This is a genomic window from Rhodothermales bacterium, from assembly GCA_017643395.1.
In the GTDB taxonomy this organism is placed as follows: Bacteria; Bacteroidota; Rhodothermia; order Rhodothermales; family UBA10348; genus JABDJZ01.
Genome location: JAEPNP010000001.1, coordinates 398073 through 419206, shown reverse-complemented (window position 1 = coordinate 419206; position 21134 = coordinate 398073). Strand labels below are relative to the sequence as shown.

The window sequence follows — 21134 nt, the reverse complement described above, 5'->3', positions numbered from 1 at the left end:
ATTGCTGCCCTGCCACAGGGGAGGTACCTTTGCGCCTTGTTTCGCGGTTGGCGCCTGCATGGCAGAAGGCCTGTTTCTAGTCGGCAGTTCCCGGGGAGTCGGTCAGACCCTCGTCGGGCTTGGTCTGGTCGGATTGCTCCGGAAGATGGGCGTCGACGCTACGATGATGACGCCGATCACCACCGGTGGGTCCGGTGAATCCACGGCGGATGCGCTAGGCCGCCTGGGCATTGAAGACCCCCGGCCGTTGACCGAGCCGGTAAAGTTCGAGACGATGGCCGCCCCCTACGTGGCGAGCCGGATTGAGGGCAGACCCGTATCGCTCGAATCCATTCTGGACGCGTTCCGGGACCTGAGGAGCCGGCACGAATTCGTGGTCGTGGACGGCGGCGGCATCCTGGTACCGATTGCAGAGCGGTTTTTCATGATCGACCTGCTCGAGCGCATGGGGCTGCCGTCCATCATCGTGGGCCGAACCGCCCGGGGCACCCTCAACCACTGCCTGTTGACCCAGCGCATGATGTTCGTGCAGGGGGCGCATCCCCTGGGCTTCATCCTGAATGGATTCGGGCAGTTCGGTGACGGATTTGCGGAGGCCATGAACCCGGAGGTCCTCGCCGAGTTGGCGCGCCCAACGCCTGTCCTGGCATCCATCGAATGGCGTCCATCCTATCCAAACGACGTGGACGGCCTGGTCCAGGCGTTGGAGCAGCAAACCCACCTCGTGGACGTTCTGCGGGGAATCACATCCTGACTGTTCAACCCAGTTCAAACACCATGCGGGCACACGCCGTGTACGCCACCCAGGAAGCACCCCTGAAGCAACAGCTGACCGATCTGCTGAGGGAGGCTCCGGAGGAGCGGACCACCAGCCGGGTCCATGCCGTCGTAGTTCCGGACTCCAACCTGCTGGATGGCGGTGCGGCTTCGGCACGCGTGTTCGCGGCAATACGGGGCCAGGGCTACCGTCACGTGATCATGGTGGCCCCCAGCCGCAGCGGCCAGTTCAATCGGCTCAATGTGTGCAGCCTGGATCAGTACCGCACACCGCTCGGCGAGGTACCCATCAGCAATCGGCTGCGACAGGAACTCTGCGACGAGGACGACGACATTTTCGTCGGCGATGAGGGCCACTTTCACACCCACGGCGTGGACGCGCAGCTTCCGTTCCTGCAGATGACCCTGGAGGACTTCGAACTGGTGCCGATCGTCATGGGCCACGAAGGACCGGATCTCTGCAGAGAGCTCGGCCATGCGGTTGGCGAGGTCATGTACAACCAGCCCACGCTTCTGGTGGCGTGCGTCAGCATCAACGAAGCGGACGATGCGGCCATGCAGGACCTGCGCACCCGCCTCGAAAACAGGGACGTGTCCGGCCTGATGCAGCTGGTCAATGGCAACCGCATGAACATAACGGGTGGCGGCGCGCTGCTGGTCGCGCTTATCGCGGCACTGCACCGCAGCGCAGGCACGATCACAATCACCGACTTTCAGCGCCCGGCAGACGGCAAGCCCGGATACCTCGGAGCGCTGCTCAGCACCTGACATGGCTCGCAAGGCTTCCACATTCACCCTGGTCGGCGCCGGAGCCGTGGCCTCCACATTCGGGCTTGCGCTGCTGGGACAGGAGTGGCGGCCGATCGGCGTTTTCGGGCGCACGCCGGACAGCCCGCGTGCCCGGGCTCTCGCGGAGGAACTGGGGGCGGACGCCGGCATCTCGCTGGACGAGGCGTGTCATGCTTCGGACCTGGTGCTTATCGCGGTCCCCGACGTAGCGATTCACCTGGTTGCGGAAGAACTTGCTCTGGGCGATGCGGACTGGAGCGGCCGCATGGTGGTGCACACCTCGGGCGCCCATCCGGCATCGTTCCTGGCTCCCCTGGAGCAGCACGGCGCCCGCACGGCAGCCATGCACCCCCTGCAGTCCTTTCCCGGACCCGCCCAGCCCGGCGCGCTGCGGGGAGCCTATGTGACCCTGCAGGGGCATGCTGCGGTGACGGCTGCACTGCGAAACACCCTGGAGGAGATTGGCGCTCTGGCCATCGAAGTCACCGAGAGCGACAAGGTGGCCGTGCATACGGCAGCCTCGATGATCTCCAACTTCACCGTGACTGTCGCTGCCATGGCCAGGGAAGTGCTGCAGACTACGGGTCTCGGGGAACAGGATGTGGTGGCCATGCTGCAGCCGTTGCTTGCCGGCACCGTGGAGAACATTCGTCTTCGCGGACCCGAGCGTGCATTGACCGGACCCATCGTTCGTGGGGACATCCCCACGGTGGAGCGCCACGTGGAGTTGCTGTCTCGGCAGGCACCGCATCTCATCACCGCGTATGTGGCACTTGCCACCGAAACGGTTCGTGTGGCCCGAAAGACGGCCCGGTTGACCAGTGCCGACGCCATGGAAATCCTGGATCGTGTGATCGAAGCCCTTCCCATTCCGCCCGCGAGCGAAGAGGACTGATGTGGATTCGGTAGCATCCCTGCTGGCGGACCCCGCGGCGGAAGAAGCCTGGGCTCGGGTAGAGCGATGGGCAAAAAAGCGCTACGGCCGGGAAGCCTCCGTGGAAAGCCTGCTGTTCCTGATCGGGATTCATTCCCGCGATGGGGACATCGCAGCGCGCCTGAAGAAGGAGATGAAGCAGGACCTGATCATGGACGGCACGCATGCGGTTCTCGCCGAGCTCGGGGTCTATGCGCGCGAGGGTGCCGGCTGGAAGCGGATTCGGTCAATTCCCGTGCTTTCCGAGGACGATCAGGAACGTCTCCTGCGTGTCGCGATTGCCCGCTATCTTGATCGACATCTCGACCCCGGCTTCTGACCCCCGCCATGTCTCGTGTACTCCCCGTGCTGCTGCTGACCCTGCTTCTGGGTTGCGCACAGCCTCAGGACAGTGATCACTTTGCCATCGAAACGCAGCTCGGCACCATGGTGGTGCGGCTGTACGATGAGCAGACCCCAGGCCACGCGGAGAATTTCCGCAAGCTGGCCAACGAAGGCTTCTACGATGGCACGCTGTTTCATCGAGTGATCCCGCGCTTTATGGTGCAGGGCGGTGATCCGAATTCCAAGGACGGCAACCCCATGAATAACGGGGTGGGAAGTCCCGGCTACACCCAGCCCGCCGAAATCAAGCCGGAGCTATTCCACAAACGTGGAGCTGTGGCTGCGGCTCGTCGGCCCAACAGCCCCGGCAAGGCATCCAGCGGCAGCCAGTTCTACATCGTAGTCGGACGGCAATTCTCCGACCAGGAGCTGGACCAGGTAGAAGCCATGTTTTCCCAGCGCGACGGCGCACCATTCAAGTTTCCTCCTGGACAGCGTGAGGTGTACAAGACCGAGGGCGGTGTGCCCCAGCTGGACGGTGGTTACACCGTGTTCGGCGAGCTCGTGGAAGGTTTCGACGTGCTCGATGCCATTTCGCGGGTCGATACGCCGAATGGCCGGGGAACGCCCACGAGCCCGGTGCTCGGAGACCAGCCGCTGGAGCCGATTCCGATGGTGGTTCGGCCGGTAGAACGGTAGTCCCATGGCAGAGCGTACCGAGCAGGAGCTGCGGCGTCGCGAAGAGCGCGCCCATCTCGAGGAAGCGGGCATCGAACCGTATCCTCATTCGTGGAGCGTGACCCATCGTTCGGCGTCCATCGTGGACGGATTCAGGGATGAGGAGCACCAGCCCGATCAGGAGACCGGCGAAGCTCCGTTTCGCGTGAGCATCGCGGGGCGGCTCATGTCCCGCCGCATCATGGGCAAGGCGTCGTTCTTCCACCTCCAGGACTCCGAGGGGCAGATTCAGGTCTACATCCGGCGTGACGATCTGCCGGAGGGCTTCTACAACACGGTTTTCAAGCGCCTGTTGGATATCGGCGACATTGTGGGTGTCGAGGGCTTTGTATTCCGAACCCGCATGGGAGAGGTGTCCGTGCATGCCGAGCGCCTGGTGCTGCTGGCCAAGGCGCTGCGTCCGCTGCCGGTAGTCAAGGAGCAGGACGGGCAGGTCTACAATGAGGTCACCGACAAGGAATTCCGCTACCGCCAGCGGTACGTGGACCTAGTTGTAAACCCGAAGGTGCGCGAAACCTTCCGCAAGCGCGCCCGCATGATCTCCGCCATGCGCTCTTTTCTGGATGATCGCGGCTACCTGGAGGTGGAGACTCCGGTGTTGCAGCCCATCTATGGTGGCGCATCAGCGCGTCCGTTCACCACGCACCACAACGCGCTGGATATGCCGCTGTATCTGCGCATCGCGGACGAGCTCTATCTCAAGCGCCTGATCGTCGGCGGATTCGATGGGGTCTACGAGATCGCCAAGGACTTCCGCAACGAAGGCCTTTCCCGGTTCCACAATCCGGAGTTCACCATGATGGAGCTCTATGTGGCGTACCGGGACTATGCCTGGATGATGGAACTGGTGGAAGAGATGGTGGAGCACATCGCCATCAGCGTGCATGGATCGACGCAGGTGGAATTCCGCGGGCATAGCATCAATCTGGCGCGGCCGTGGAAGCGCGTACCCCTCCTGCAGGCCATCGAGGATCGCACGGGCTACAATCTCTACGGACGCTCTCGCGACGAACTGGCCGCCATCGCCGAAGACCTCGGGCTTGAGGTGGACGGCAGCATGGGTTCAGGCAAGTTGATCGATGAGATCTTCGGCGAGTTTGTCGAGCCCCACCTGATCCAGCCGACCTTCATCACCGACTACCCCATCGAACTCAGTCCGCTGGCCAAGAAGCACCGGTCGTCGCCGGGTCTGGTGGAGCGCTTTGAGGCCATCGTCGGAGGCAAGGAGATCTGCAATGCCTTCAGCGAGCTGAATGACCCGGACGATCAGCGAGAGCGGTTTGAGGCGCAGGACCGTCTTCAGGCTGCCGGAGACGACGAGGCCATGGCGATCGATGAGGACTATCTGCGGGCCCTCGAGTACGGCATGCCACCGACTGCCGGCCTGGGGGTCGGTGTGGACCGGCTCGCGATGCTCATGACGGGCGCAGAGTCCATTCGGGATGTCATCCTGTTTCCGCTGCTCAGGCCCGAGAAGGCTGAAGAGGATTCGGACACGGAGGACGCCGGAGCGTGACGAACGCCTCGGCCGACGCCTGGAGTGAGGTCGGCTACGGTCAGCTGGTCCGGCAGAACACGATGTTTCGCCGGCTCTGGCTGGGAAACATCGTCTCCCTGCTGGGTGATTGGTTCAACACCATCGCGCTGTACGCGCTGGTTCTGGAACTGACGGGCTCGGAGCTGGCACTCGGGGCCGTATTCATCTCCAAGATGCTGCCGTCGGGCCTGGCCAGTCCAGTAGCCGGACTGTTGGTGGATCGCCTGAACCGGCGCCGTGTCATGATCGGTGCGGACGTGCTTCGCGCGGTGGTGGTGCTCGGATTTCTGGTCATCGACCAGGCGTCCGAGGTGTGGTTGCTGTACACGTTGGTGGTGTTGCAGACAGTCATCGGCTCGGTATTCCGCCCCGCACAGAACTCCTCGGTTCCGAATATCACCGCACCGAACGAGCTGGTCACCGCAAACGCTCTCATGGCAGCAACGTGGTCTACGATGCTGGCGTTTGGAGCCGCGGCTGGTGGCATTGCCACCGAGTATCTGGGCCTGCAGGCGGTGTTCATACTGGACTCGCTCACCTACCTGCTCTCGGCGTGGTTCATCTGGCGCACCGTCATTCCGCAGGACACCGATCCCGTGCCTGCCGAGCCCGGCGTGCTGCGCACTGCGGCCAGGGATGTGATCGAAGGGTGGAAGCACATGGTGCGTCGCCCGGAAATCGGGCGCATGGCACTGGCCAAGGCCACCTGGGCCATTGCCGGCGGCGGCCTGGTGTTCCTGCTCGCGCTCATGGGCGAAGCGATTGAACCGGCCGCGGCATCGGTGGCCATCGGGGTTCTCTTCGCCGCTCGTGGCGTGGGTACGGGCATCGGTCCCATCGCCGCTCGCGCGCTGGCCAGGGATCGGCGCCACTGGCCGTTCATTCTTGGCGCGTGCATCAGCTTCAGCGGGTTGTGCTACCTGGTCATCGGCCTCGTGCCGTGGAGCTACTGGATTGTCGGACTGATTGTGCTGGGCCACGCCACCTCCGGGGCCAACTGGGTCCTGTCCAACGTGCTGTTGCAGGAACGCACCGAAGACCGATGGCGGGGGCGGGTGTTTGCTACCGAGTGGCTGACTGTCATGGCGGCCGACACCGTGGCCATTCTGTCGGCGAGTCTGCTCCTTGAGTGGGACCTGATGACGCTGGCGCCGGTCGTGATGCTGCTGGGAGGATTGCAGATTATTTCCGGCATCATCTGGATCGCCGCCGTGGTGCCTGCCGAGCGTCGCTGGTCCCGGGCCCGGGTACCCGGACGGAGCTGAGTGTCGAGGGGGGCTGGAGAGGATTGGCACCGTTTTCGATACGGGAGCCCATCGACACCAACTCTCCAAGACTCTCCAGATGTCCTCTCCGACGTGGATGCAAGTTTCAGCCCTGAGCGCCGATGCGCTGCAGGAGCTTGCAGACCTCAAGGAGTTCGCCTTTGCCGAGGTGAACGCACAGGGAGTGATCGGCACGCTGAACCCCTTCGCCCGGCTCTGCTGGGACTTTGAAGAGGGGCACCCGATGCCCGACGACGTGGCCTGGATGCTGCGCGAAATGCAGCCCGATTCGTCGGAAACGCTGCCTTTGAAGAAGGGAGGGCTCTATCTGCATGCCGTGCGGCTGGCTGAGGACCAGGGCTGGGTAGTCATTGGATACGAGCCGGACGCGATCGAGGAAGAGGACGAAGAAGGCGGCGAGTTCGCGCAATTGCTCGACCAGATGCCGGCCATCGTACTGCGCATGCAGACCGACGGCACGGTCCTCTCCGTGAACCAGGAAGGGCCTCGGCGTACCGGCTATTCCAGGGAAGACATCGTCGGAATCCGATTCTGGTCCCGTGTTGCCGTCACGGAACATATTTCCGAGGTCGAGCAGGCCATTCGCTCCGTCACGGCAGCCAAGAGTGGCTACGTCTCTTTCCAGTATCGCACCATGCAGGGTGTCGTCCGCCGCGCGGAGATGCACCTGTATTTCAGCGAAGCATATGAGGTCGAGGCGGTCGTCTTTGATCTGACCCGGCTCGAGGGCCAGGGTGTAGACGATGGGCTTTCCGGCGCACTTCGCAACGCCATCGACCAGAGCCCGATGGGCATGTTGTGGATCGACGTGTCCGGCACGGTCCGCTACATGAACAACCGGGTCCGTGAGATTCTCGGGATCACCACGTCCGCCGGTTGGCTGAACCGCACCATTGACGAGGCGAAGGGCTTTGATCCCACCGCGGCAAAGACCATTCGTCGGTGCCTCGTGGAAGGCGACGCGGCGCGCGGCATCGAAGCGAGCTTCGAAACCGCATCCGGCACTATCCAGCGAGCAAACCTGGCGGTATCCCCGGTGTACTCCGAGACGGAGCGGGCCGGATGCACCATCATCATTCAGACGGTCGGTGGCCGCGACGGGTGGGACGATCCCAAGTCACGGTATGAGGCCGCCTCCGCCGCCCTGCGCGAAGTGGCGACCGCATCGCCGGACGACAACGTCTTTCTGGACTCGGCAGCCCGCATCATTGGCGAGGCTTCCGGCGCGGACCGCGTACGTATTCTGCTTTCCGATCCCGCCGTATCGGCTCCCTTCACACGAGCGCAGTGGACGGCGACAATCGGATATGCGCGTCAGCGCTACGAAGGGGACCGTGAGGTGCTGGTCACCATGGGACCCAACAACGAACTGTACGTGGGTCCCGAACACGATGCGGACGCAGCTGCCCTCGCGTCCGTGATCGAACTGCACGAGGCTATCTGGCTGAGGCTGAAGCAGTCCGGCGGGTACGATGCCTACCTGGCGCTGGAGCGACTCCCCGGGGGGGACGGTGCCCGTACGGCGTGGACCGCCCGCGAGCGCAGCCATCTTGAGAATGTCCGGGAAACCTTCGAGACACTCTGGTCCTGGATCCAGGTCGGCGCGCGCTACCGCATGATCGTCGCGGCCATTGAAAACGTCCTGTTCGGCTTTGCCTTCGGTGAGGACGGTGCCCGGCGCTATCTGTTTGCCACCGATCAGGTGGAATCCCTGACGGGCCACGCAGCGCCCGAGTTTGTGGATCTGCGCAGCGGCACGCTCGATTGGATCGAGGATGTCGTGCACCCGGAAGATCGAGCCATGGTGCGGGCGCACGATCGCACCCTTGAGCAGGGCCATGAAAGCAAGATTACCTATCGCATCCGGCATCGAAACGGCGATGTTCGTTGGGTGCTGGAGCAGGCCGCGCCACACCCGGACCCGACCGGGTTCTCGACGGTGAGCGGCACGCTGACTGATCTTACCGAGCGCAAGGAGGCTGAGGAGATGTTGCTCTCGGCCAAACAGCAGGCGGAAACCCAGGCGCGTCGCAAAACGGCGTTCATGGCCACGATGAGCCACGAGATTCGCACTCCGCTCGGCGCCGTGCAAGGCTACTCCCAGTTGCTGGATCGCGAAATCGCCGAAACGGAGCAGTCCCTCGGCGTGCGCATGCCGGACGAGGTCAAGGAATTTGTGAAGGCCATCGGAGATCGCTCCAAACGCCTCCTTGAGTTGGTGCAGGACCTGTTTGAGGTGTCCAACCTTGAAATGGGCGAGGTCACCCTGCGCAAGTCACCGGTGGCCATCCACGGGGTCATCCGCAAGAGCGCCCAGAAACTCGCAGCGCAGCTTCGCGAGAAGGGTGTGCGCATGCATCTTCAACTGGACAGCCGGGACCCGAAAGTGCTTGGCGACGCCCATCGGCTGGAGCAGGTCTTTGACAACCTGCTCGCCAATGCCGTCAAGTTCACGGATGAAGGATCGGTGACCGTCACCACGCGGCACCAGCGCTCCGAGGTGGACATCGAGGTCATCGATACCGGAGTCGGTATCTCTGAAGAGTTTCAGGCGCGCCTGTTCGAGCCGTTTACCCAGGAAGAGGACTGGAAGAACCGCCGTTTTCAGGGTACGGGGCTCGGACTTGCACTCGTGCGCAAGCTGCTGCAGCTCATGGACGGCAGAATTGAGGTGGAAAGCGTCAAGGACGGCGGGTCCACCTTCCGCATCACGCTGCCGGCGGCAAGCACGCCCGATCTGACGGCGCCCCGCATGCCGAAGGCCCATCGCGGCTAGGGCCGGTTCTCCAGCGCATTGCGCACATTGCGCATGAACATGGCATACTTGGCGCGTTTGGCCGCACTGCCCTTGAAGAGGGCACGGAAACCGGCCGTATCCAGTTCCTCCCAGGCCTCAAGCGACGTGTCAGGCAGGCCGGTCCTGGTTGCGTAGCGGGGCTCCTCGGTGGGAGTAGCGAACCGGTTCCAGGGACACACCTCCTGGCAGATGTCGCATCCGTAGATCCAGTTTCCGATGTCGCCGGCCGTTTCTTCGGGCAGCGTCTCGTTGCGGTGCTCGATGGTGAGGTAGGAGATGCACCGGGCCGCGTCCAGTTGGTAGGGCGCGTCGATCGCATCCGTCGGACAGGCATCGATGCAGCGGGTGCACGTGCCGCAGTGGTCGGTATCCGGGCCGTCGGCAGGCAGGGGCACGTCGATGATCATCTCGCCGATGAAATACCACGAGCCTACCGACCGGGTGATCAAATTGGTGTGTTTGCCGATCCAGCCAAGGCCGCTCCGCCTGGCCCAGGCCTTGTCCATCACCGGCGCCGAATCGACAAAGACCCGTCCCGAAATGTCGCCGACCTCATCGCCCAACCAGACGAACAGTTCGGCGAGACGCTCCTTCATCACCGAATGGTAGTCGTCTCCCCAGGCGTACCGGCTGATGCGGCCGATGTCGGGGTCTGCCGGAGGCTGGCGCTCCGGGTAGTAATTGTGCAGTACGGACACCACGCTGCGCGCGCCTGGAACGAGCAGGGTGGGGTCGATGCGCTTGTCGAAGTGGTTCTCCATCCACTTCATGGTGCCGTGTCGTCCCTGGTTCAGCCAGGCCTCGAGGTCACGCGCCTCCTGATCCAGGGGTCCGGCCGTCGAGATGCCGCAGGCAAGAAAGCCCAGTTCCTGCGCGCGCTGTTTGAGACGGCGCGCCAGGCGTTCCTGCTGGGAGGCATCAAATCCGGGCATAGACAGGTGAGGCGACGTTCGGGGGAGAACGCCGCCTCTTGAGGGCTGTTGCCGGGAGGGGAGCCTAGAAGTTTTCGTACAGCGGGCGCCGGAACGAATTCCGGATCGATCCCCGCAGGACCTGGGCGCAGTCAAAGGGCAGTGAGTCCACTCGCCTGGCACGCGGACAGCCGGGACCTTCGGTGTCCTTGGCCTTGCCGCAGGCCTCGCCATAGCCCTGCGCGGACACGGTGAACATGTCTTCCGGCAGGCCGCGGCGCACGTAATAGTTGAAGACCGCATCGGCCCGCGCTCGGGACATGCGCAGTGCATCAATGCCGGAGTCATCCCGGTCGGTGTAACCGATGATCTCCACGCAGCAGGCCTCGTTGATGGTGAGGGCCTCGATATTCTCGTCCAGCATGGCCCGGGCTTCGGCGCTCAGTTCAACGCTGCCGTACTCGAAGTACACCGAGTTCAGCTCGACAAGCGGGCACATGAGGGGCGACTCGGGGAGTGGCGGAGCGTACGCCGGCACCGTCATCGGCGGGGGAATACGGGTAGGCTCGGGAGCGCGCACCTTGCGACGGTTGAGACACATGCGGATACCGCCCATGACCAGGGAGGTATTGTGCGGATCGTAGTCGGCCTCATTGCGCCAGACGTAGTTCAGGTCGAACCGCCAGCTGGCCTCCGCGAACGCGGACCAGCAGCCGTTGAAGGCTACGTCGATGCCTGCTCCTACGGGGATGTGGTAGACGGAGCGCTCCGGGCCAGGCACGCCGGTGCCGGGGATGTTCACCTGCGGGTTGGACTTAAAGGGGTCCGCCACCATCGCTCCGAAGCCGGTGAAGATGTAGGGCAACACGCGTGACCTGGATCCAGGCGTGAGCGTCATCACGATCTCCGGCTCCCAGAGCATTAGAAAGCTCGTCAGGAACTCGTTCTTGGCCGGCTGCGGCTGAGCCGCCACCAGTGCTTCGCCATCGCTCTGGGAGAAGTTGGTAAAGGCCAGCATCCCGCGGAAGTAGAACCGGTCGGAGATGATGGGGAACGAGCCGAAGAAGACCGCGGCCGGATCGCTTTCACGCACGAAATTGGAGGCACTGCGTCGCTGAAGCAGGTCGATCGGTCCGTGATAGGTAAACAGACCTGCGGCCACACCGAGGTGCGCCCGGGAGTCCCGGAACTGATTGGCCTGCGCAGATGCGGCGTCAACCCCGAGTGTGCCCAGGATCAGGGAGAAGGCCAGAAGACGGAAGGTCTTGAGCATAAGACCGCAGTGGTGCGTGATGAGTGCAGGTTTGGTCACGATGCGGACGCCAATTCCCGTGCCATTTCCGGAAACATCGTTTTTCTGCCGTTTTGGCGGGGTCGGGGTACTGTTTTGAGACTCATGCGGGCTAGATTCTCCATATGGAGACCTGTCCGACCTGTGGCACCGACCGGCCGGGGGCATTCTGCCCGCAGTGCGGCGAACGCCGCGTGGAACCCGAGGACCGCACGGTCAGGGCGCTGATCGGCCGCCTCTTTGGAGAGGTGACCAACGTCGACAGCGTACTGTGGCGAACCGTGGGGGTGCTGCTTGTCCGGCCTGGACGACTGGCCCGCTTCTGGGCGATCGGCAGGCGCCGGGCCTACCTGCACCCGGTTCGGCTTTTCCTGCTCATGAACGTGGTGTACTTCCTTGTACAGCCTCTCACCACCTACACGGGCTACAACACGCCGCTGCGATCACAGATGGAGCGGCAGTTCTACAGTGACCACGCGGGTCTGTACGATGTGGTCCGCGCCCGGGTCACCGAACGGCTGCACGTGACGCTGGCTGCCGAGGACCTGCATCCCGACAGTCTTGCGCGGCCGGTATACGAGGCAAGATGGCAGTCAGAGTTCCGGAACTACGAGGAGCGATTCGACGGACTCTCAAGCCGCCTGGCGAGCAGCCTGGTGATTGTGATCATCCCCTTTCTGGCGCTGACGCTCGTGCTGCTCTACCTAGGGCGAAGGCGTCTGGCGGCGGATCATGTGGTGTTTGCTACCCACCTCATGGCCTGGGACCTGATTGCCATCGGGGTGCTGTATCTGGGAGCGTTTGTGCTCCTGACCGCCGGACTGGTGGAGTTGATGGGTGGCGAGCAAGCCTTTCGCGAGTTCCTTCTCAGTCGCCCCCGGCTGGCCGTCTGGTTCGAGGGGTTCAGCGAACTCGGAAGCATGATTCCGTTCGGCTTCTACGTGTTCTTCGGGCTTCGACGGTTTTATGAGGATGCGGTCGGTGCTGCGGCCCTGCGCGCCCTGGTCCTGTGCATCGTTTATCTGGCGCTTGTGCTGGCCTACCGCTTCCTGCTTTTCTGGCTCACGTACTGGCAGGTATAGAAAAAGGCCCGAGTCCTTACGGAACCGGGCCTTTCCAAATCGGGGCAAGCGTCAAACTCTACAGGGCGTTGACCTGCTTCTCGAGAGCGCTCTTGTAATTGGCCGCCTTGTTCGGATGAATGATCCGCTTGGCCGACAGACGATCGAGATACGCCTTGACGTCGCTGAGCAGGGAGTTGGCCTCCTCCTTGTTCTCCGTGGAGCGGAGCTGCTTCATCATCGTACGCATACGGCTACGGTGCAGGCGGTTTGCTGCACGCTTCTTCTGATCCTGCCGGACGCGCTTGGCGGCTGACTTGTGCTGGGGCATGTTGGGAACGCGAGTTGGGCCCGTCACTCGGGCCGATCACTGATTTACGCAGAGCCCGCCATAATAGCCAATCGGATCCATTTCGTCAATGCCTGACGGACCGGAACCGGCTTCTCAGCGGTCTCGTTGAGGCCGATCCCACGACCCGTCCTGATTGATGTTCTCCTTTCTCAGTGATTTCATGCGTAGTGCCGGCCAGGCGCTCGACGTCATCTTGCTGGATGAGGACGGACTGGACGCGCCGCGACGCTATCGCTTGCATCCTTCTCAGGTGATTGGTGCCTTGGTGGGGGTCTCGTTTGTCCTGGGACTGTTCATGCTCCTGCTGGTGGTCGTAACCCCGCTTCGCGGCCTGTTTCCTGGCCTGGCAACGGCCGAGATGCGTTCGGAGGCTCGCCTGAACATGCTGCGTCTGGAAGCCCTGGAAGACTCGCTGCAGGCTCAGGTCGACTACATGACCCACCTGCGTGCCCTGATGATGGGCCGGGTAACCCCGGATGCCGAGGCGCCCGTGTCTGACCCGGACCCGGATCAGGCGATCGCCGGAGATCCTACCTCTGCCGATTGGGAAGATCACCAGCGCCCGGCCCTCAATCTGGGTTCGCTGCCCATCGAGGAAGGCCAGGGACTGCCCGTGGCGCTTGCCGCCGGGTCAGGATTGTCGATACCACGATTTCCTGCGTTGCCCCCTGTGGATGGTTTTGTGACCAGGGGGTTTGAACCGCGGATCGGACACTATGCCCTGGATATCGCCGTGACCGAAGGGTCGGTGGTACGATCGCTCAGTGGAGGCTACGTCGTCCTGGCAGACTGGACGCATGACGGAGGCTACGTGATTGCAGTCCAGCACTCCGGTGGATTCCTTTCCGTGTACAAGCATAACCAGCGACTCCTGAAAAGAGTCGGGGACCGCGTATCGGCCAGAGAGCCCATCGCCATGTCGGGGAACACGGGCGAAGTCACCACCGGGCCCCACCTTCACTTTGAATTATGGCGGGACGGGTTGGCCCAGGATCCGGAAGACTACCTGCTGGCCTTATAATGGGGGGCCGTCCTCGGGCCACACCGCTACAACAGTACTGACATGGCGAAAACACAGACAACGCCGGACCTCTCCTCGATCAACCTCATCGGTGAGGGCACCGAACTCGAGGGCACGATGCGCGCCAGCACGGACGTGCGTGTCAACGGTCGGGTCCTTGGAGACCTGACGGTTGAGGGCAAGGTGATCGTGGCTGACAAGGGTGTCATAGACGGCACCCTGAAAGCGAAGAGCGCCGATGTTGCCGGCAAGCTGAAGGGAGACCTTGTCGTGGACGACAGGCTGCTGCTGAAGTCCACCGCGGACATTGAGGGCAACATTCGAACGTCGCGTCTGGTGGTGGAGGAAGGGGCCAAATTTGAAGGCAACTGCTCCATGGGTCGCCTGGATGCCGCTCGCAAGGCCATGATGGGCGACGGCAGCGATACGAAGCAGAAACCGGTCATTGGCCAGTCCTGACCAGAAGGGGCCAGCCTGGCAGGCGGGTCTTCGCGATTCGAGCCCGTACCTGGGCCTGGGTCTGCAGTTGGCCGGTGCCGTCCTGGTCTATGTGGCCATCGGCTACCTGCTTGACCGTTGGCTGGATACCTCGCCCTGGTTTCTGGTGGCGGGCGCGGTGGTCGGCATGATCGCCTTCTTTCTGCAGCTCGTGCGGGTGGTCAGGCAAATGAATGCCGGAAGCAAGACGTCGGGCGCCGGCAAGTCTTACCGGGAGCTGGACGATGCCGCCTGGGGTCGGGACCCGTGGAAAGAGAAATGGCGGGATGAGGACCCGTGGAAAGACGGTTCCGGTAACGGAGGAGGTACGGAGCGCCGATAGGCCGGGGGGACTGTCGCCGGGCAGCAAAAAGCTCGATTTCGGGGCCGTTCACACCTATTTCACTGCTTCACCCCGGCCCGTTCATTCAGTTTTCACCCCTCCTCTTCATCCCCTGCAAGAGGGCTGACGTAGAATGGCCACCTGTTTGAAACAGGGGTGCCCGAAACCCCAGCCCAATCCCCCCAAACACTGTGGAGCCCAACGACGCTTACGTACTGAGTCTGACCCTCGGAATCGCGTTCGGTGTGGTTTACGGGCTTGCAAGTTTCATCACCTATCGACTGGCCCTCCGGAAGTCGGCGCGCACCTTCATGATGGTGGCGTTCGGCGGCATGGCCATTCGCCTCATGATGGCGGCGACGGCCGTGGTTCTGGTGCTCGCACTGGCGCCCGTTCAGCCGCTGCCCTTCGTAACCAGCTTTTTCGCGGTGTTTGCGATGGCCCTCGTGCTCGAGGTTACCGTGCTACACCGGCAACAGACTCGACAGGCGGTCGCTCGCACATGATCAAGTCCAGCCGATTCGGTTTTTCGCTGCTCGCCGCGCTGTTATTCGCAGCTTCCGGCACGCCGGCTTTCGCAGCCGCAGAAGGGGAAGAACTTGACGTCGTCGGTCACTCGTCGGACGGATATTACTGGGATTTCTCACCCGGTCCAAAGGTCGAACTGCCGCGCATCTTCATTGTGCGTGACGCTGAAGGCGGCCTGGGCGTGGACTTCTTCTGGTCCTCGACTTCGGCGGTCCTCGCCGGCAATTACGTGGCCACCTGGGAGGATGCCGGGAAAGACGATCCGGCCGATGTGCTCTCCGAGGAACTGACCGAGCCGGCTGATGACGACGCCGAGGTCGCAACCGAGGAACGCACCGACTACTACTACGCCGCTCTCGCGCCGCCTGCGGGCACCTCAGTGGTGCTGGACATGTCCATCACACGCCAGCTGCTGTTCGCGTGGTTCGGCATGATCATCGTCTTCCTGCTGTTCACGTCAATGGCCCGCAAGTACAAGGCGGGCGTCGGGCGCACGTCGGCCCCCAAGGGTCGGCTGCAGAACACGCTCGAGACGCTGGTGCTTTTCGTGCGGGACGAGATTGCCCGGCCGAACCTGGCCGACAAGACCGACAAGTACCTGCCGTACCTGCTGACAGTCTTCTTCTTCATCCTGACCTGCAACCTGATTGGCCTCGTGCCTTTCGGGGCGACGGCCACCTCCAACATCATGGTGACGGCGGTCCTGGCCACCATCACCTTCGTGCTGACGCAGCTGGGGGGCACCAAGGATCACTGGGCGCACGTCTTCAACCCTCCGGGTGTGCCGGGCTTCGTCAAGCCCATCCTGGTTCCGGTTGAGCTCCTGGGCCTGTTTACGAAGCCCATCGCCCTGGCCATTCGGCTGTTTGCCAACATGACGGCCGGCCACCTGATCATCCTCAGCCTCATCGGACTGATTTTCACCTTCGGCGGCCTTTTCGGCACGCTGGCGGGCTACGGCGTGGCACCGGTCAGTATCGCGTTCTCGCTCTTCATCTACTGTCTGGAGCTCCTGGTGTCCTTCATCCAGGCGTACGTCTTCACCATGCTTTCGGCGCTCTTCATCGGCATGGCCGTTGTTGAGCACCACCACGATCACGACGAGGATCATCACCACGCGCCTGCGCTCGCGGAGCTGGGCGAGACGGTACTCGAATGACTATCCGGCCATGCCGACTCCGCTGATGCGGGGCCGGCCGGCCACCCTTACCACCCTACACGAACACAACTGATACAATGGAACCGACAGCTTTGGCTTACCTGGGCGCAGGACTCGGCGCCGGTCTTGTCGCACTCGGAGCCGGCCTCGGCATTGGCCGCCTTGCCGGCCCGGCCATGGAGGGCTCTGCCCGCCAGCCGGAAGCAGCAGGCGATATCCGGACGACCATGATTATCGCTGCCGCTCTCATCGAGGGTGTGGCGCTCTTCGGTCTGGTTATCTGCATCCTGCTGGCGATCAAGTAGTCGCCACCCCGGCAATACGGCCGGTCCTGATTGGGGACCGGCCCATGACCCTTTAGACCATGACACCGATCCTGGCAGCAGGCCTCCTGTCTCCCAACATTGGGTTGGCCGTCTGGATACTGATCACGTTCGGCCTGCTCTGGCTGCTCCTTTGGCGTTTCGCCTGGGGACCCATCACCAGTGCGCTGGAAGAGCGGGAGAACACGATCCAGTCGTCCATCGACCAGGCCGAGAGGGCCCTGGCCGAAGCTCGGCAGATCCAGGCAGACAACGACAAGGCCCGTCGTGAGGCGGAAGCCGATGCGCAGAAGATTCTGCGTGAGGCCCGTGACACGGCGGAGACCCTGCGAACCGAGGAGGTCGAGAAGACCAAAGCCCAGATCCGTCACATGCAGGAATCTGCGCAGACGGAAATCGAGCGCGAGCGTGACGCCGCGCTGCAGACGCTTCGCAACGAAGTGGCCGACCTGGCCATCTCCGCAGCCGGACGCGTTCTGGGCGAGAGCGTTGACGATGCCCGTCAGCGCAAGCTGGTCGACAACTTCCTGAACGATCTGCCGACCAACTAGGCATGAGCGATCTCGCAATATCACGTCGCTACGCCCAGGCGCTACTCGAAGAGGCACGCGCCGCGGGCAACGTGGAGTCCACCGACGAGGATACCGCTGTTATCAGCGACTCCCTGGCCGGCTCCCGTGATCTGCAGCAGTTCTTCGACAGCCCCGTCATTTCCCGCGACAAGAAAAAGTCCGTTGTCGATGGGCTTTTCAAGGACCGGGTAGGAGCGCTGAGTCTTCGTCTGCTCCACATGCTTGTGGACAAGCGGCGGGAAGGACAGGTGGCCGACGTGTTGGCTGCCTACCGTGGCCTGCGCGACGAGGAACTGGGCATCGTCCAGGTATCGGTCCGGAGTGCACGGGCTCTCGACGAGGCCGACCGCTCGGCAGTGGCCGCATCGCTCGAGAAGCGACTGAACAAGCGAGTCAGACTGGAAGTGTCGGTAGACCCCTCCCTGATCGGCGGTATTGTCGTTCAGGTAGGCGACACGGTGTACGATGGCAGCGTCTCCAACCGCCTTGCGTCGCTTCGCGAGCGGATGATGGAAGGCGCCCTGATGAACTAACTCGGGCCTCGAGGCCCAACAATTCGATACGCGATGGCAACCGCAATCCGGCCCGATGAGGTCACTGCAGTCCTGAAGCGCGAGCTCGGCGGCTTTGAAGCCGACACCGACGTTTACGAAGTAGGATCCGTTCTCCAGGTTGGAGACGGTATCGCCCGCATTTACGGCCTCTCGAAAGTGCAGGCTGGTGAGCTGCTGGAGTTTCCCTCCAGTGGTGTGACCGGCATGGTGCTCAACCTCGAAGAGGACAATGTGGGTGCCGTGCTCTTCGGCGAAGTCGACGCCGTGAAAGAGGGCGACGAAGTCCGCCGCACCAAGCGCATTGCGTCCATCAACGTGGGCGAGGGCATGCTGGGTCGCGTGATCGATCCGCTCGGCAATCCGCTCGACGGCCGCGGCCCGATTTCCGGTGAGACGTTTGAGATGCCGCTGGAGCGCAAGGCGCCGTCGGTGATCTATCGTGAGCCGGTGTCTGAGCCGCTGCAGACAGGTATCAAGGCCATCGACTCCATGATCCCGATTGGTCGGGGTCAGCGTGAACTCGTGATCGGAGACCGTCAGACCGGCAAGACGGCCGTGCTGGTGGATACCATCATCAACCAGAAGTCGACGCACCAGACCGACAAGCCGGTCTTCTGCATCTACGTCGCAGTTGGTCAGAAGAACTCCACCGTTGCCCAGGTGCAGCGCGCCCTGGAAGAGAACGGCGCCATGGAGTACACGACCATTGTCAACGCATCCGCGTCCGATCCGGCGCCGCTGCAGTTCATCGCGCCCTACGCCGGCGCGTGCATCGGCGAGTTCTTCCGCGACACCGGTCGGCACGCACTGGTGATCTACGACGACCTGTCCAAGCAGGCCGTGGCGTATCGCCAGGTCTCGCTGCTGCTCCGTCGTCCGCCGGGACGTGAGGCCTACCCGGGTGACGTGTTCTACCTGCACTCACGGCTCCTGGAGCGTGCGGCCAAGGTCAACGGTACCGACTCGGTTGCGGCGCAGATGAACGACGTGCCCGACTCGCTGAAAGGCAAGGTCAAGGGCGGCGGTTCGCTGACCGCTCTCCCGGTCATCGAGACGCAGGCCGGTGACGTGTCCGCGTACATCCCGACCAACGTGATCTCGATTACCGACGGTCAGATCTTCCTCGAGTCCGGGCTCTTCAACGCCGGTGTGCGCCCCGCCATCAACGTGGGTATCTCCGTGTCCCGTGTGGGTGGTAATGCCCAGACCAAGGCCATGAAGAAGGTCTCCGGTACGCTGCGTCTGGACCTGGCTCAGTACCGCGAGCTGGAGGCGTTTGCCAAGTTCGGTTCTGACCTGGACCCCGCCACGCAACGGCAGCTGACGCGTGGTGCCCGCCTTGTGGAGGTGCTGAAGCAGGGCCTCTACGAGCCGGTCCCGGTGGAAGAGCAGGTGGCCATCATCTTCGTGGCTACGAAAGGCCTGTTGGACGACATCGCCGCCGACAAGGTTGGTGCCTTCGAGAAGGAGTTCATCGAGCGGTTGCGCCTGAAGCACGCCGATGTGCTGGCAAGCATCCGCGACACCGGAAAGACCTCCGACGAGGCCGCCGAGACCCTGATGAAGGTCGCCAAAGACCTCGTCGCCCTGCAGACCGCTTAGGCTAACGACGCATGGCCAGCCTCAGAGACATCCGCACCCGGATCAATTCGGTCCGGAATACCCAGCAGGTCACCCGCGCCATGAAAATGGTGGCGGCGGCCAAGCTGCGCCGTGCCCAGGAGCGCATCTTCCAGACGCGTCCGTACGCGTTCAAGATTGGTGAGATCATTGCGCACCTGAAGCGTCATGTGGATCCGGCGAGCCACCCGCTGTTCAGTCTGGATGATGTGTCGCCGGGCGTCTGCCTCATCATCGTGACGGCGGACCGTGGATTGGCGGGCGGGTTCAACTCGAACCTGATCAAGGTCGCCGAGAAGACCATCAATGAGCGTTTTGCCACTGAGCGGGACAACGGAGATCTCTATTTGATCTGTGTGGGTCGCAAAGGGCATGAGCACTTCGGGCGTCGCGGCCACCAGTTGGTGGGCGACTACCGGGGAACGTTCGACAGGCTTACGTTCTCCTCGGCCGACTCGGTGTCGGATGTTGCGGTGGAGGGCTACCAGTCCGGCAAGTGGGATCAGGTATTCCTGATCTACAACGAATTCAAGAACACCATCTCCCAGAACCGGGTGGTGGAGCCGTTCCTGCCCATTCCGAGTGAGCACTTCCTCACGCCGGTGATGGCAGAGCAGGAGGGCGATGCGGCCCAGGCAGACCTTGAAGCTGCGGTCGACTACATCTTTGAGCCCAGCGCCGAGAAGATTCTCGACGAACTGGTGCCCCGGTACCTGGGCTACCAGGTCTGGCGAGCACTGCTGGAGTCGAACGCGGCCGAGCAGGGGGCTCGCATGGTGGCAATGGACAACGCCACCAACAATGCGGACGAGCTGCTGAAGGATCTCAAGCTCAAGTACAATCGCGCCCGCCAGGATGCGATTACGAAAGAGCTCATCGAGATCACGTCAGGAGCTGACGCTCTGGGATAGGCCTCTTCGCGGCATCGCTCAGCCTTTCGGCTGAGGGCGGGTTGTCTTGAAGATCTGGCGGGTGGTGGCGGCTGTGCCGCGTACTACCATGCGGCCGCTTTCCCGGGCGTAGACGTAGGCCTGGCCCAGGAGACGGGGGAGAAGCTTGCGGAAGAGTGGGCGTCCCAGGTGCTCCCAGAACCACTCGAAGATGAGCGGTGCGAAGCTGAGCACGAAGATGGCGGCCAGTAGGAGCCCGAAGTTGTCGTGCAGGATCGGCACGTGCTCCACGAAGTATCCCGCGCCAGTCAGCAGGCTGACCCACAGCACAATCCCGACAACCGAGAATGCGAGGAAGCGGGAATACGGCATGGCTGTCATTCCGGCCACCACGGGTGCGAAGGTGCGCACGAGGGGTACGAAGCGGCCTACAACCAGGATTTTGGCGCCAAATCGCTCAAACAGGATGCGGACGTGCGCCAGCTGCTCAGCATTCAGGAATCGGCGGTCTTCCCGGAACGCGAGCGGGCCCACCCGCCGGCCCAGTTCATAACTGGTAACACTGCCCGCCAGGGTCGCGGTCACCAGGAGGGCCCACATCAGCGGGAAGCTGGCAACCTCCGTCGAGGCGACTACGCCGACGGCAAAGACCAGAGCGTCGCCAGGAACGAAGGGAGTGACCGTCGCCTCGAGAAAGGCGATAGTGAAAAGCGCGACGTACATCCACGCCCCGTACTCGACGAACAGGGCGCCAAGCTCTTGATCAAAATGGGCGAGAAAGTCCAGCAACCGGATTCAGGAAGATGCGCATTTCTACACGCCGTGCACCTGCGCCGGGTTCGCCGCGCCG

Annotated in this window: 23 protein-coding genes; 19 read left to right on the top strand and 4 right to left on the bottom strand. The window is 62.9% G+C overall.

The window, feature by feature from the left end:
- Positions 1-58 precede the first annotated feature (58 nt).
- From bioD to JJ896_01705, 8 genes are all read left to right on the top strand, one after another.
- On the top strand, positions 59-754 hold the full coding sequence (bioD, locus tag JJ896_01740) for a dethiobiotin synthase (GenBank protein MBO6778350.1): 696 nt from the start codon (positions 59-61) through the stop codon (positions 752-754).
- A 23-nt stretch (positions 755-777) separates the two neighbouring features.
- Positions 778-1545, top strand: a complete 768-nt coding sequence (amrB, locus tag JJ896_01735) for an AmmeMemoRadiSam system protein B (protein ID MBO6778349.1) — start codon at positions 778-780, stop codon at positions 1543-1545.
- Between the two features lies 1 nt (position 1546).
- On the top strand, positions 1547-2461 hold the full coding sequence (locus JJ896_01730; protein MBO6778348.1) for a DUF2520 domain-containing protein: 915 nt from the start codon (positions 1547-1549) through the stop codon (positions 2459-2461).
- Between the two features lies 1 nt (position 2462).
- On the top strand, positions 2463-2819 hold the full coding sequence (locus JJ896_01725) for a hypothetical protein (GenBank protein ID MBO6778347.1): 357 nt from the start codon (positions 2463-2465) through the stop codon (positions 2817-2819).
- Positions 2820-2827: 8 nt separating this feature from the next.
- Positions 2828-3523 (top strand): peptidylprolyl isomerase, encoded by a 696-nt coding sequence (locus tag JJ896_01720; protein ID MBO6778346.1) that lies wholly within the window; start codon positions 2828-2830, stop codon positions 3521-3523.
- Positions 3524-3527: 4 nt separating this feature from the next.
- Positions 3528-5078 (top strand): lysine--tRNA ligase, encoded by a 1551-nt coding sequence (gene lysS / locus JJ896_01715; protein MBO6778345.1) that lies wholly within the window; start codon positions 3528-3530, stop codon positions 5076-5078.
- Positions 5075-6364, top strand: a complete 1290-nt coding sequence (locus JJ896_01710) for an MFS transporter (protein ID MBO6778344.1) — start codon at positions 5075-5077, stop codon at positions 6362-6364. Before lysS ends, JJ896_01710 begins: the two co-directional genes overlap by 4 nt.
- A 97-nt stretch (positions 6365-6461) precedes the next feature.
- A complete protein-coding gene (locus JJ896_01705) occupies positions 6462-9161 on the top strand; it encodes a PAS domain S-box protein (GenBank protein ID MBO6778343.1) in 2700 nt (899 codons plus the stop codon).
- On the opposite strand, the gene queG is transcribed toward JJ896_01705, so the two are convergent.
- Together queG and JJ896_01695 are read right to left on the bottom strand one after the other, a co-directional pair.
- Positions 9158-10114, bottom strand: a complete 957-nt coding sequence (gene queG / locus JJ896_01700) for a tRNA epoxyqueuosine(34) reductase QueG (GenBank protein MBO6778342.1) — start codon at positions 10112-10114, stop codon at positions 9158-9160. The genes JJ896_01705 and queG overlap by 4 nt on opposite strands.
- A 64-nt stretch (positions 10115-10178) precedes the next feature.
- A complete protein-coding gene (locus tag JJ896_01695; GenBank protein ID MBO6778341.1) occupies positions 10179-11405 on the bottom strand; it encodes an OmpA family protein in 1227 nt (408 codons plus the stop codon).
- Between the two features lie 104 nt (positions 11406-11509).
- On the opposite strand from JJ896_01695, the gene JJ896_01690 reads away from it, so the two are divergent.
- Positions 11510-12466 carry a DUF3667 domain-containing protein gene (locus JJ896_01690; GenBank protein MBO6778340.1) on the top strand — a complete coding sequence of 319 codons (957 nt, stop codon included), beginning with the start codon at positions 11510-11512 and terminating at the stop codon, positions 12464-12466.
- A gap of 58 nt (positions 12467-12524) precedes the next feature.
- On the opposite strand, the gene rpsT is transcribed toward JJ896_01690, so the two are convergent.
- Complete coding sequence (gene rpsT, locus JJ896_01685; protein ID MBO6778339.1) at positions 12525-12776, bottom strand: 30S ribosomal protein S20; 252 nt, start codon at positions 12774-12776, stop codon at positions 12525-12527.
- A 157-nt stretch (positions 12777-12933) separates the two neighbouring features.
- On the opposite strand from rpsT, the gene JJ896_01680 reads away from it, so the two are divergent.
- From JJ896_01680 to atpG, 10 genes are all read left to right on the top strand, one after another.
- Positions 12934-13818 carry a M23 family metallopeptidase gene (locus JJ896_01680; GenBank protein ID MBO6778338.1) on the top strand — a complete coding sequence of 295 codons (885 nt, stop codon included), beginning with the start codon at positions 12934-12936 and terminating at the stop codon, positions 13816-13818.
- A 42-nt stretch (positions 13819-13860) separates the two neighbouring features.
- Positions 13861-14277 (top strand): polymer-forming cytoskeletal protein, encoded by a 417-nt coding sequence (locus tag JJ896_01675; protein MBO6778337.1) that lies wholly within the window; start codon positions 13861-13863, stop codon positions 14275-14277.
- Positions 14264-14638 (top strand): AtpZ/AtpI family protein, encoded by a 375-nt coding sequence (locus JJ896_01670; GenBank protein MBO6778336.1) that lies wholly within the window; start codon positions 14264-14266, stop codon positions 14636-14638. Before JJ896_01675 ends, JJ896_01670 begins: the two co-directional genes overlap by 14 nt.
- Positions 14639-14829: 191 nt before the next feature.
- On the top strand, positions 14830-15144 hold the full coding sequence (locus tag JJ896_01665) for a hypothetical protein (GenBank protein MBO6778335.1): 315 nt from the start codon (positions 14830-14832) through the stop codon (positions 15142-15144).
- Complete coding sequence (gene atpB / locus JJ896_01660; GenBank protein MBO6778334.1) at positions 15141-16325, top strand: F0F1 ATP synthase subunit A; 1185 nt, start codon at positions 15141-15143, stop codon at positions 16323-16325. The genes JJ896_01665 and atpB overlap by 4 nt, the downstream gene beginning before the upstream one ends.
- A 77-nt stretch (positions 16326-16402) precedes the next feature.
- Positions 16403-16630, top strand: a complete 228-nt coding sequence (gene atpE, locus JJ896_01655; GenBank protein MBO6778333.1) for an ATP synthase F0 subunit C — start codon at positions 16403-16405, stop codon at positions 16628-16630.
- A 59-nt stretch (positions 16631-16689) separates the two neighbouring features.
- Entirely contained in the window at positions 16690-17199 is a 510-nt protein-coding gene (atpF, locus tag JJ896_01650) for a F0F1 ATP synthase subunit B (protein ID MBO6778332.1), read from the top strand.
- 2 nt (positions 17200-17201) lie between these two features.
- Positions 17202-17753 carry an ATP synthase F1 subunit delta gene (gene atpH / locus JJ896_01645; protein MBO6778331.1) on the top strand — a complete coding sequence of 184 codons (552 nt, stop codon included), beginning with the start codon at positions 17202-17204 and terminating at the stop codon, positions 17751-17753.
- Positions 17754-17786: 33 nt separating this feature from the next.
- Positions 17787-19376 carry a F0F1 ATP synthase subunit alpha gene (locus JJ896_01640; protein ID MBO6778330.1) on the top strand — a complete coding sequence of 530 codons (1590 nt, stop codon included), beginning with the start codon at positions 17787-17789 and terminating at the stop codon, positions 19374-19376.
- An 11-nt stretch (positions 19377-19387) separates the two neighbouring features.
- Positions 19388-20305 (top strand): ATP synthase F1 subunit gamma, encoded by a 918-nt coding sequence (atpG, locus tag JJ896_01635; GenBank protein MBO6778329.1) that lies wholly within the window; start codon positions 19388-19390, stop codon positions 20303-20305.
- 18 nt (positions 20306-20323) lie between these two features.
- Here the strand turns inward: atpG and JJ896_01630 are convergent, their stop codons facing one another.
- Positions 20324-21073 carry a VTT domain-containing protein gene (locus JJ896_01630; GenBank protein MBO6778328.1) on the bottom strand — a complete coding sequence of 250 codons (750 nt, stop codon included), beginning with the start codon at positions 21071-21073 and terminating at the stop codon, positions 20324-20326.
- Positions 21074-21134 lie beyond the last annotated feature (61 nt).